10 protein-coding genes and 1 other RNA gene are annotated in these 11,427 nt (G+C 58.1%); 4 read left to right on the top strand and 7 right to left on the bottom strand.

Annotation, left to right across the window (positions count from 1 at the left end):
• Positions 1-19 precede the first annotated feature (19 nt).
• From GIV35_RS07315 to GIV35_RS07295, 5 genes are all read right to left on the bottom strand, one after another.
• Positions 20-1,699 (bottom strand): DNA cytosine methyltransferase, encoded by a 1,680-nt coding sequence (locus GIV35_RS07315; RefSeq protein WP_442962631.1) that lies wholly within the window; start codon positions 1,697-1,699, stop codon positions 20-22.
• Between the two features lie 434 nt (positions 1,700-2,133).
• Positions 2,134-2,530, bottom strand: a transfer-messenger RNA (tmRNA) gene (gene ssrA / locus GIV35_RS07310).
• Between the two features lie 94 nt (positions 2,531-2,624).
• Positions 2,625-2,903 carry a hypothetical protein gene (locus GIV35_RS07305; RefSeq protein ID WP_020301768.1) on the bottom strand — a complete coding sequence of 93 codons (279 nt, stop codon included), beginning with the start codon at positions 2,901-2,903 and terminating at the stop codon, positions 2,625-2,627.
• A gap of 136 nt (positions 2,904-3,039) precedes the next feature.
• Positions 3,040-5,850, bottom strand: a complete 2,811-nt coding sequence (locus tag GIV35_RS07300) for an FAD-binding and (Fe-S)-binding domain-containing protein (protein ID WP_236264481.1) — start codon at positions 5,848-5,850, stop codon at positions 3,040-3,042.
• A gap of 70 nt (positions 5,851-5,920) precedes the next feature.
• Positions 5,921-7,615, bottom strand: coding sequence for a lactate permease LctP family transporter (locus GIV35_RS07295; RefSeq protein WP_020301770.1), 1,695 nt, complete (start codon positions 7,613-7,615; stop codon positions 5,921-5,923).
• A 251-nt stretch (positions 7,616-7,866) separates the two neighbouring features.
• Here GIV35_RS07295 and GIV35_RS07290 point away from each other — a divergent pair, with 251 nt between their 5' ends.
• Positions 7,867-8,634 (top strand): FCD domain-containing protein, encoded by a 768-nt coding sequence (locus tag GIV35_RS07290; protein ID WP_014719963.1) that lies wholly within the window; start codon positions 7,867-7,869, stop codon positions 8,632-8,634.
• Between the two features lie 27 nt (positions 8,635-8,661).
• Here the strand turns inward: GIV35_RS07290 and smpB are convergent, their stop codons facing one another.
• Positions 8,662-9,144 carry an SsrA-binding protein SmpB gene (gene smpB / locus GIV35_RS07285; RefSeq protein ID WP_014719962.1) on the bottom strand — a complete coding sequence of 161 codons (483 nt, stop codon included), beginning with the start codon at positions 9,142-9,144 and terminating at the stop codon, positions 8,662-8,664.
• A gap of 167 nt (positions 9,145-9,311) precedes the next feature.
• Between smpB and GIV35_RS07280 the strand changes: the two genes are divergently transcribed.
• Together GIV35_RS07280 and GIV35_RS07275 are read left to right on the top strand one after the other, a co-directional pair.
• Entirely contained in the window at positions 9,312-9,746 is a 435-nt protein-coding gene (locus tag GIV35_RS07280; RefSeq protein WP_003194226.1) for a type II toxin-antitoxin system RatA family toxin, read from the top strand.
• Positions 9,739-10,041: an RnfH family protein gene (locus GIV35_RS07275; RefSeq protein ID WP_034126996.1), complete on the top strand. Its 303-nt coding sequence runs from the start codon at positions 9,739-9,741 to the stop codon at positions 10,039-10,041. Before GIV35_RS07280 ends, GIV35_RS07275 begins: the two co-directional genes overlap by 8 nt.
• 305 nt (positions 10,042-10,346) lie before the next feature.
• On the opposite strand, the gene GIV35_RS07270 is transcribed toward GIV35_RS07275, so the two are convergent.
• Positions 10,347-10,874, bottom strand: coding sequence for an outer membrane protein assembly factor BamE (locus GIV35_RS07270; protein ID WP_019817954.1), 528 nt, complete (start codon positions 10,872-10,874; stop codon positions 10,347-10,349).
• Positions 10,875-10,972: 98 nt separating this feature from the next.
• Between GIV35_RS07270 and fur the strand changes: the two genes are divergently transcribed.
• Positions 10,973-11,377 carry a ferric iron uptake transcriptional regulator gene (gene fur / locus GIV35_RS07265; protein WP_003194220.1) on the top strand — a complete coding sequence of 135 codons (405 nt, stop codon included), beginning with the start codon at positions 10,973-10,975 and terminating at the stop codon, positions 11,375-11,377.
• Positions 11,378-11,427: the final 50 nt, after the last annotated feature.

Raw genomic sequence — 11,427 nt, 5'->3', positions numbered from 1 at the left:
CCCCTCCACTCCTATGTTTTCAAGCTATGGCTAAGATTTCTTGTTCTTGCTCAGTGATTGTTTGTTGACTAGCTGTGGCCATGGCTTCTTTTAGTACCGATTCGATGGCTAGGCCAATGGCTCTTGCAAGGTAAGGAGGAACTGCGTTGCCCACCTGAGTGTAGCGTGGGCATTCTTTAGTACGCTGGCTCCCGCCCGTGGTGAATTTTCCTCGGAACTGGAACCAGTCGGGAAACGACTGCAGGCGTGCAGACTCTCGGACGGTCAGTATTCTGGGTTCGCTGTAGTGGAGCACATCGTCGGGCAACGTTGTTATTGTTGGTGCCGGATTTTCCTCGTGCATTAAGCAAATGCGATGTTTCTTGAGACCATATTTTTCTCTCTGGGCCAAGCTCATCAAGCCCCCCCTAATACACGCGGGGTCTTGGATGATCCTCATAAACCGCTCACTGATTTCGGGCTTGTGTTTTGCTAAGCGCACGCTGTCCATGGAGTCGCCGCACCCTTGATGCATGAGCGCTTGGTAATGTGTCCGAGGCCCTTTATAAGCGAGCTCTTGAAAGCCAGTACGAGAGGATGGATCACGGCATGGTCTGGTCCCTACGTGCTTTATTTCCAGATCCGAAATGGCCTCTGAAGCAGTGACTATTTCTGCAAGTCCAAGCTCCTGCAGTTGGTTCAACCTTGCTTCTTCTAGTATTTCGAAAGCTCGGATGACACCACCGGGAAGATGACGAGCAAGATCCTTGCGAATTCCTATTACGATTAGGCGTGGACGCTTCTGGGGTACTCCGAAGAGTGAGGAGTCAATGATTTGGCCATGGACCTGATAGCCAACCCTATTCAGGCTCTCTACAAGCTTGTCATAGTAGGAGTGGGGCTTCACTTTCGTTACGCCAAGCTCTTCTTTCCAATATTTGGCTTTGTGCGCGACCTTCATCCCCGGGACGTTTTCCAAGACAATAGCTGCAGGCTGAATGGCCTTGACCATTTCCACATACTTCTCAAACAGTTGGTTTCTGGGGTCGGACTCTAGTCGTTTCCCTGCGAAGCTGAACCCCTGGCAGGGAGGGCCTCCTGCAAGTACATGTACTTTGCCCTTGAGCTCGGAAAGTTTAACTGGGTGCTGTTCAAGAATTTCATCGATCCCCCAGGCTTTTTTCTCCAGCCAATCGGGCCATTGGAATTGAGGTGCAGGCACGTCACGCCCCTCGAGCAGGTTTGCCGAAAGGGTCGAAAATGCCATTTTGTCGCGTTCGACGGCAAAAACGCCGTTTAGCCCTGCGAGCGATAGACCTAGAGATAAGCCTCCGCAGCCCGCAAAAAGATCTGCGAACATCAAAGGTTGCGCGTGGGCGGGTAGTGAGGAGAGGGTTTCGAAATTTTTCATGGGCTCCTGCCCGGATACGGTCGTTGTCAGGGTAGGGAGCGTCTCGCGAAGCCCTATGCTTGCGCGTATATAGGCAGCATGAAGGTGATCTTTTTGGGGCACCACTGCTTGATGCTTACTCGGCATGCAGCCTAGAGGCAGCTCGGTAGGCGCCGAGGGGGCAATAGTGATGGAAAATGGGTTGCCCCGCAAGCAATCACAATGGGTTGGGCCTCCTGACGGCTGGATTGGTTTGAGATTACAGGTGTCACATGTGTCGTTGAGCTCATCTAGAAATATTGCATCGGATTCGCTAGGTGGTACCCACATGGTTGAGCTCCTTCAGCCGCGTTGAAACCCGGGGGATCTCTCTTAAGCACAGCCCTATGCTGGTCTCTTCAGACGCTACCGAGCGATAGTATTGAAGAGTGAGCAGGCAGATCCAGGTGTTTCGGATATATGATTTTATCCTGTGATTATATACAGTATTTGCCCGCTGTTTCAGCCTAAGGTACTGATCAATCTGAATGAAAGACCACGCTGCTACTTTGAGTTAAAGAGGCGAACCGTATGTGCGTACATTGGCATTCCAGAGTGGGTTGGCATTCCGAAAAATCGCCCTATTGGACTTGGAATGCCATTTGGAACGCCATAGAGCGTCGCTGTTCTTGGGTGCCCGCGGACACCGCAGGCGCTGAAATCCCTGTATTTGCTGGATTTTAGGCACAAAAAAAGACGCTTTCAGGCGTCTTTTTTCGTTCATTTGGTGGAGCCGGGGGGATTTGAACCCCCGTCCGCCAGTACTCCGCTGTCGGTACTACATGCGTAGCCGTTTCTATTAAGTTAACCCTCAGCGACCCGAAGGGCAGGGTGCTTTGGGCGAGTTGTGTAAGTTTTAGCCGCTTCGTCCACAACGTACTGCACGGCGATTCTGTTCTATATGACAATCACTTTGGGTTTACAGACATCCCCTGGTGATTGCTGGACCCGAAGGTACCAGAAGCTCAGGGCTAAGGCTGCTTACGCAGCGAGAGCGAATTCCTGGCCGTAGTTTTCGTCATTGGCAACTATAAGAAGTTGCAACAGTGGATTTACGAGTTCTGTTACCAACTCGGCATGCACCTAAAGTTTCGCGACCGGCGTCGAATCCTAAACGGCCCCGTGCTTGTAACTCGTTGTTTCTTAGTGAGTGACAAGCCTGTGCAGTGTACGCCAAAACGTCAGCGAAGGCCAACCCGAAGGTTGGCCCTCTCGCTTACTGGCCGCCTTTCTCGCTGTTCTGTAGGTCTTGCAGGGCCTTGGAGGTGATTTCGATGCACTTCTTCTCGTCACCTGCGGCGTGGGCGGCCTTGGCCTGGGAGACGGCGGTGTCTATTTCGCCACTTTTACCGCTGGTGTCGGTGGCGAGCAGGGCTTTGCCGTTGTTGATTTTGTCCAGGTTGATCTGGCACAGGTCTTTGTCACCTGCGGCGAAAGCGGGGGAGGCGAGCATCGCAGCGGTCATGAACAAGCCAGCAAGAGCGGAACGCTTCATAGGGTGTCTCCTTGCGCAAAAGGGCTCGACGCTGCTGGCGTGCAACCGCTGCCAGCGACATCACTGATGGGCCTCGTTTGTCGAGGCCTATGCAGATGACTGCGCCGGTGCGCCAGGGTTCGGTTTTTTTGCCGGGTCAGTGGGCGCGGGCGCGGGTGACGCGGTCTACCAGATAGACCAGGCCGTGGTAGTCGATGCCGCCATGTTGGCTCAGGCCGATCTCGCAGGTGCGGCTGGTGGAGATGCCTTCGCTGCAATATTGCACGGCATCCTTGAGCGAGCGCAGGGCGTGGGCGTTGAGTTGCGGCGTGGTGAAGCCTTTGTCGCCGGCAAAGCCGCAGCAATGAATGCCTTCGGGGATCACCACGGTTTTTGCGCAGCGGCGGGCCAGTTCGATCAGGGCCTGGCTTTCGCCCAGATGTTGGGTGCTGCAGGTGACGTGTACGGCGATGGGTGCTTCCTGGGGTGTGAAGTCGAGGCGGTCCATCAGGTGGGTGCGGATAAAGCGTACCGGGTCGTAGAGGTCCAGGCGCGTTTCTTCCAACTCTTGCACCAGGCGCAGGGTGCAGGGGCTGGTGTCGCAGTAGATCGGGTCGAGGCCCCCACGGCTGGCGTGGAGCAGGGCGCCGATCAGTTCCTGGCGCTTGTGTTCGGCCTGCTCGGCGTAGCCTTTGGACGCGAAGGGCTGGCCGCAGCAGAGGCTGTCCTGGTTGTCGGGGAAGACTACTTGGTAGCCGGCTTTTTCCAGCAGTTGGCGGGTTTTGTCGTACAGCGACATTTGCTCTTTATCGCCGGCTGCCGGGCCCATGGCGCGAGAGACGCAGGCGGCCAGGTAAACCACGCGGGGGCGCGCGTCCGTCACCGCGGGGCTGAAGCGGATGGCCTTTTCGGGCTGTGGCATGGCGTTGGTCCACTGCGGAATTTGCCCCTTGGACAGCTTGGTCAGTGTGCTCGAGAGCTTGGCCAGCCGTGGAGCCCCCAGCAGCATGCGCGCACCGTTGGCGACGTGCAGGGTGAAGCGCGCACCTTGCAGCGCGGTGGCGAAATGGCTGGCGAGCCAGTCGGCGGTTTTCGTACGGTCGGCTTCGCGGCTGCGCAGTTTTTTCACCAGGTCGCCGGTATTGATGCCTACAGGGCAACGTTGCGCGCATAAGCCGGTGGCGGCGCAGGTGTCGATGCCCTGGTAGTGGTAGGCCGCTTCCAGTTCGGTGGTGTCCACGCCTGCGCGTTTTTTGGCCTGAATATCGCGCCAGATCACGATGCGCTGGCGCGGGCTCAGGGTCAGGCCTTTTGAAGGGCACACCGGCTCGCAGAACCCGCACTCGATGCACTTATCCACAAGCTCATCGGCGGCGGGCAGGGGCTTGAGGTGTTTGAGGTGGATTTGCGGGTCTTCGCTGAGCACCACATCCGGGTTGAGGATGCCGTTAGGGTCGAGCAGGCGCTTGAGCTGCCACATCAGTTGATAAGCGTCGCTGCCCCATTCCAGTTCGACGAAAGGGGCCATATTGCGGCCGGTGCCGTGTTCGGCCTTCAGCGAGCCACCGAACTCCACGGCAACCAGTTGCGCGACGTCGTCCATGAACGCTTGATAGCGTGCGACTTCTTCGCTGCTGTTGAAGCCTTGAGTGAACACAAAGTGCAGATTGCCTTCCAGGGCGTGTCCGAAAAGGATGGCTTCGTCGTAGTGATGTTTGTCGAACAGTGCGATCAGGCGGTTCACGCCAATCGCCAGTTGTTCGACCGGGAAGGTCACGTCTTCGATGATCACGGTGGTGCCGGTTTTGCGCACGGCACCCACGGCCGGAAAGGTGTCCTTGCGGATGGCCCACAGGCGTGCGTTTTCCAGTGGGTCTTCGGTGAAGTCGACTTGTTTCTCCACGGGAAACGCCGCCAGGGACGCCATGATGCGCGTCAGTTGTTCGTGCAGCAGCGATGGCGAAGCGGCGCGGGATTCAATCAATAGTGCGCAGGCGTTTTCCGATAGGTGCTGTACGAAAGCAGGCATGCCCGGTTTGTCCTGTACCGAGCGCATGCTGCGTCGGTCCAGCAGTTCAACGGCGGAGACTGGCTGGGTTTTCAGCACGGTGACTGCGTTGCAGCAGGTTTCGACATCCGGGAAGACGATCAGCGCCGAGGCTTTGTTGGGGTGATCGATCACGGTGTCGTAGGTGACCGCACTGATAAACCCCAGGGTGCCCTCGGAGCCCACCAGCAGGTGGCTGAGGATATCCAGCGGGTCATCGAAATCCACCAAGGCATTGAGTGACAGGCCGGTGGTGTTTTTCAGTCGGTATTTGTGGCGGATCTTTGCCGCCAGCTCAGTATTTGCCCGTGTCTCGCGGCCCAATGTAGCCAGGCGTTCAAGCAGTGCGCCATGTGACTGGCGGAAGGCTTGCACGCTGGCGGCATCTTCGGTGTCCAGGCGGCTGCCATCGGCCAGCACCAGACGGATGCCCGCCAGGGTGTGGTAGGTGTTTTGTGCCGTACCGCAGCACATGCCGCTGGCATTGTTGGCAACGATGCCACCAATTTTGCAGGCGTTGATCGATGCGGGGTCCGGCCCGATCTTGCGCCCGAACGGTGCGAGCCAGGCGTTGGCCTGGGCGCCGATCACGCCCGGTTGCAGGCGGATCTGGGTACCTTGCCCGCGAATTTCGCGGTGGTTCCAGTTATCACCCAGCACGATCAGTACCGAGTCGCTGATGGCCTGGCCCGAGAGGCTGGTGCCTGCGGCACGGAAGGTCACCGGCACGCGGTCGCGCTGGGCCAGTTGCAGCAGTGTTACCACTTCGTCTTCTGACTCCACGCGGATCACCAGCTGTGGGATCAGTCGGTAGAAGCTGGCGTCGGTGCCGAAGGCGAGGGTGGAAAGTGGATCGTCGAAGCGGCGATCTTGCGGGATCAGTTGTGCGACGTCGCTCAGGAAAGCAGCAGGCAGGCTCATCGGTCCTCCAGAAATAGCAGACGCCGGAAGGATGCCCCAGCGTCGATTCTTACCCTATTACGTGCAGGTCTCAGTGCACCAGCATACCGGTGAACCAGTACGCCTGCGCCAAGGTGATCAGCCCGACGATGGTGGCAAAAAACAGGCTGTGCTTGAGGGTAAAGCGGAACAGGTCGGACTCCTTGCCCACCAGGCCGGTGGCGGCGCAGGCCACGGCGATCGACTGTGGCGAGATCATTTTGCCGGTCACGCCACCGCTGGTGTTCGCGGCTACCAGCAGGGTGTCGTTGACGCCGATCTGGTGCGCGGTAGTGGCTTGCAGTGAGCTGAACAGGGCGTTGGATGAGGTATCGGAGCCAGTCAGGAAAACCCCCAGCCAGCCAAGGAATGGCGAGAAGAACGGGAAGGCGGCGCCGGTGCCGGCCAGAACCAGGGCCATGGTCGAGGACATGCCTGAGTAGTTGGTGACGAAGGCGAACGCCAGCACCATGCCGATGGACAGGATCGGCCAGCGCAGCTCAAAGAAGGTCTCTTTTAAAGTGGTAAGACCAGTTTTGACGTCGATTTTCAACACCAGCATGGAGACCAGTGCCGAGAAGAAGATCGCAGTGCCGGTGGCAGAAATCGGGTCCAGCTTGAAGACGGCCGGGATGGCGGTCGGGTTGGTCACGATGGGCGCGACTTTAACCACCAGTTGATCCAGGTGCGGGATCGCGAAATTGAACACCCAGCCGTACATCGAACCGCCCGCGGCGAACAGGGCTTTGAAGGGTTTGAGGGTCCAGATGGTCACCAGTACGGTGAGGATCAGGAACGGCGACCACGCCTTGAAAATTTGCCCCAGGCTGTAGGGCGAAACCACGGTGTTGCGCGGCAAGCCGAAGCCGCCGGCGCTGGAAGTGACCGCCACGCTGGAGGTGGCGCCGGCAATTTGTGCGCCTGCGGTGCGCTTGGGTTGCCAGACTTTCAGGAACAGCGTCAGGGCAATCAGGCTGGCGAGTGCCGAGGTGATGTCCGGCAGCTCAGGGCCAATGAAATTCGAGGTGAAATATTGGGTGACGGCAAAGCTCAAGCCGGCCACCAAGGCTGCCGGCCAGGTTTCGCGAACGCCGCGCAGGCCGTCCATCATGAACACCAGCCAGAACGGCACGAACAGCGACAGCAGCGGCAGTTGGCGGCCGGTCATGGCGCCAATCTTGAACGCGTCAATACCGGTGACCTGGCCTGCGACGATGATCGGGATGCCCAGGGCGCCGAACGCTACCGGTGCGGTGTTGGCGATCAGGCACAGGCCGGCGGCGTACAGCGGGTTGAAACCCAGGCCTACCAGCAGCGCGGCGGTGATCGCCACGGGGGCGCCGAAACCGGCCGCACCTTCCAGGAAGGCGCCAAAGCAAAAACCGATCAACAACACCTGCAAGCGCTGGTCGTCGGTGATCGACAAAACGGAGCTGCGGATGATTTCGAACTGGCCGCTCTTGACCGTCAATTTGTACAAGAATACTGCCGCGACGATGATCCAGGCGATGGGCCACAGGCCGTAGGCAAAACCGTAACCGGCCGCAGCCAGCGCCATGTCTACCGGCATCTGGAAGGCGAAAATGGCGACCAGTATCGACAGGGCCAGGGTGATGCTGCCGGCCACATGGCCTTTGAGGCGGAACACGGCCAGCGCCAGGAAGAAGAATACGATGGGAATGACGGCGGCCAGTGCGGACAGGCCGAGGCTGCCGAGTGGGCTGTAAAGCTGTTGCCAGGTTTGCATATGGGGTGGCCCCTGATTGTTGTTGTTTGGTGAGCTTGGATAATTGGTAATACCAATTTACAATCGCTGTGGGCTAGATTAAGAGGCTGGGCAGGGGTGTGTCAATTTGCCGCCTGCGAAACTTTGGTCGTAGGTCGGGAGGCGGAGTGTTCTGATCGGCGAAATTGAAGGCGTTCTGATAGGTGCTGCCGGCACGTCGATAGGCCAGAATAGGGGCCCCGGCGAGTGGTCGGGATGGTGGAGAGTGAGTTATGGGGTTTGATCAGGTGCGTCAGCGCCGTTTGTCTGACGATATTGTCGAGCAGCTTGAGGGGATGATTCTCGAGGGCACGCTGAAGTCGGGCGAGCGCTTGCCGGCCGAGCGCGCGTTGGCTGAGCGCTTTGGTGTGTCGCGCCCGTCGTTGCGTGAGGCGATTCAGAAACTGGCGGCCAAGGGGTTGCTGGTCAGTCGCCAGGGCGGTGGCAACTATGTGGTGGACTCCCTGGGTTCGACCTTCAGCGATCCGCTGCTGCACTTGTTGGAAAGCAATCCCGAAGCGCAGCGCGATCTGCTGGAGTTTCGCCAGACCCTTGAGGCTTCGTGTGCTTATTACGCGGCGTTACGCGCCACGGAGGTTGACCGTGAACGGCTGACCGCAGCGTTTGAAGCGTTGCAGGATTGCTATGCGCGCGCCGACGAGGTGAGCCGAGTGGAGGAGGGTGCTGCGGATGCAAGGTTTCACTTGGCGATTGCCGAAGCCAGTCATAACGCCGTGTTGCTGCACACCATTCGCGGGCTGTTCGACCTGCTCAAGCGTAACGTGGTGACGAATATTGGTGGCATGTACCAGCAGCGTACCGAGACCCGCGACATGCTGATCAATCAGCATCGGGACTTGTACCTGGCCATCATCGAGGGTCGGGCCGAGCAGGCGCGTGAAGTCTCGACACGGCATCTGCTGTATGTGCAGGAGGTGTTGGAGGAGGTGCGTCAGGAGGTTCAGCGGGTGGCTCGGGCGGAGCGACGCAAAGGGATGTAGCCCGCCTGGGCTACACCGTCACAAGGATTACTCTTCCTTGCCCTTGTTGCGCACGGCGCGATGCAGCTCGCGATTGGAATCGCGCTCGCGTTCGGTGTCGCGCTTGTCGTATTCCTTCTTGCCCTTGCCCAATGCGATCTCGCATTTGACCAGGTGCTTGCTCCAGTACCAGGACAAGCAGACGCACGCGTAGCCTTTTTGCTGCACGGCTGCGGCGAGCTTTTCGAGTTCGCGGGCATTGAGCAACAGCTTGCGCGTACGCACCGGATCGGCAATCACGTGGGTGCTCGCGGTGGTCAACGGGGTGATATGACTGCCAAGCAGCCATGCCTCGCCATCCTTGAGCAGCACATAACTGTCGACCAGCTGCAGTTTGCTGGCACGCAGACTTTTTACTTCCCAGCCGGCCAGGACCAGACCAGCCTCGAACCGATGTTCGATGAAGTAATCGTGTCGCGCTTTTTTATTTTGCGCGATGGTCCCTGTGGGGTGTTTCTTTTGTTTAGCCATAGGGGCGGCATTATAGGGAGTTGCGAGCGTGTCGGCTACGGTCAACCTGTGTGCTTGAGCGAGTTGGACGAATCCCGGACAATGCGGGCAGTTCTTTGGTTTTTTTCTCTCGCGGATTGGGCTGTTCTTTCGCGATGTTTGCCTTAAGCAGTGGAAGTAACGCTCACATGACGACGCATATTCAACGTTCGGCCCTGTTGCCCTATCCGGCGCAGGCGCTCTATGACCTGGTCAACGACGTGGCGCGTTACCCGGAGTTTCTGCCTTGGTGCTCGACAGCCGAGGTTCTGGAGAGCAGTGACGAGCACATGGTTGCCAGTGTGGGGGTGGCCAAGGGCGGCCTCAGCCAGCATTTTGTGACGCGCAATGTGCTGGTGCCGGGCCAATCCATCGAAATGAACCTGCAGGAAGGGCCGTTCACCCAACTGCACGGTGTGTGGGTCTTCAAGGCGCTGACGGACAAGGCCTGCAAGATTAGCCTGGATCTTTCGTTTGATTATGCCGGGCCGATTGTTCGTGCGACTTTAGGGCCTTTGTTCAATCAGGCAGCCAATACCCTGGTGGACGCCTTCTGTCAGCGCGCCAAGCAACTGCATGGTTGAGATCGAGGTGGTGTTCGCCGCCGAGGATCGCCAGGTGTTGCTGGGGGTAAAGGTGGCTGAAGGCACTAGCTTGCGTGAGGCGGTGCGGGCGTCAGGAATGGCGGCGCATTTTCCTGATGTTGATCTGGCTGATTGCCCGGTGGGTATATTTGGCAAGGTTGTCGCGGATGCCGGGACGCGTTTCGTACAAGCGGGCGACCGTATTGAGATCTACCGGCCTTTGCTGGCCGACCCTAAAGAGGTGCGCAGGTTGCGTGCGGCCAAGGCGGCATTGGCCAGGCAGGCGAACTCTTGAGCTTGCCAAATGGCAGCCTAGCTATCTGGAGCGCCGCGATCCAACTGTGGGAGCTGGCTTGCCTGCGATGACGCCCTGATAGCCAGCGCATATCTGCCTGATGCCCGCGATCCAAATGTGGAAGGGGGCGGTTCCGATAGCGGATATGTACTCGATCTGATCCAGGATCCTGGTCGACTGTCAGATCGCTTTCGCAGGCAAGCCAGCTCCCACAGGTTCAGCGTCGCACCAAGGTTATGTAGATGCCTATGTAGATGGTAGGCAACAAAAAGCCCGGCATGCCGGGCTTTTTATCGAGCGCAAAATTATTGCGGGCTGGTGTCCAGAGGCTCAGGCGTCGGGACGGGCACGGTTTCCACGTTGTCGATGTCTTTCTGGATGGTGTCCAGCAACGAACCTGGCTTGGCCGGTACCTCGGATTTCGGTTTTTCGGCTTCTTGCGCAGGTGCGGTCACGTTGGTGCCGCTGTCCTTGCCCAGCAAGGCTTCATCGCGGCTTACGCCGGGCATGAAGTCACCGGACAGGCTCACGAGCTGGTCATTGCCATTGAAGATGACGCTGACGCGCTCCTGCTGGCGTTCACCGCCACCCGGCTGCAGGCTGTAGAGATAATCCCAGCGATCGGCATGGAAAGTGTCGGTCAGCAGGGGATTACCCATGATAAACCGTACTTGCCGTCGGGTCATTCCCGGGCGTAACTGGTCTATCATGTCCTGCGTGACGACATTGCCCTGCTGGATGTCGATTTTGTAAACCCCGGGGAATGAACAACCGGCGAGTGCGAGCAGTCCCACAAAGGTGAAACTGGTTAGCAAGAGCTTGGTGTTTTGCATCGGTGGGCGACTTCCACTATCTTGGCTGGGACAACGTAAACGCCGATCATACCCGTATTAAGAGAAGCTGCGAAGCAGCATCCGCGAGAAAGCTAACCATGGTTGAAAATAGCGAACTACGCAAAGCCGGTCTCAAAGTGACTCTGCCACGAGTCAAGATTCTACAAATGCTCGATTCTGCTGAGCAGCGCCACATGAGTGCCGAAGATGTTTACAAGGCGCTGATGGAGTCTAACGAGGACGTCGGCCTGGCCACGGTCTACCGTGTACTGACCCAGTTTGAAGCCGCAGGGCTGGTGGTTCGTCATAATTTCGACGGCGGTCATGCGGTGTTTGAATTGGCTGACGGTGGTCACCATGACCACATGGTTGACCTGGATACCAACGAGGTTATCGAGTTCACCAGCCCTGAAATCGAAGCGCTGCAGCACAAGATTGCTGAGGAGCATGGGTTCGATTTGGTCGACCACAATCTCGTGTTGTACATCCGTAAGAAAAAGTAAAAATCGACGCAGTTTTGCTTTGCGAAACGATTGAAGGCGACCCTCGGGTC

The organism is Pseudomonas sp. PA-1-6B (assembly GCF_021609545.1).
Classification (GTDB): domain Bacteria; phylum Pseudomonadota; class Gammaproteobacteria; order Pseudomonadales; family Pseudomonadaceae; genus Aquipseudomonas; species Aquipseudomonas fluorescens_BV.
The sequence above is the reverse complement of the archived record's forward strand: the minus strand, read 5'-3'. Positions and strand labels throughout refer to the sequence as shown.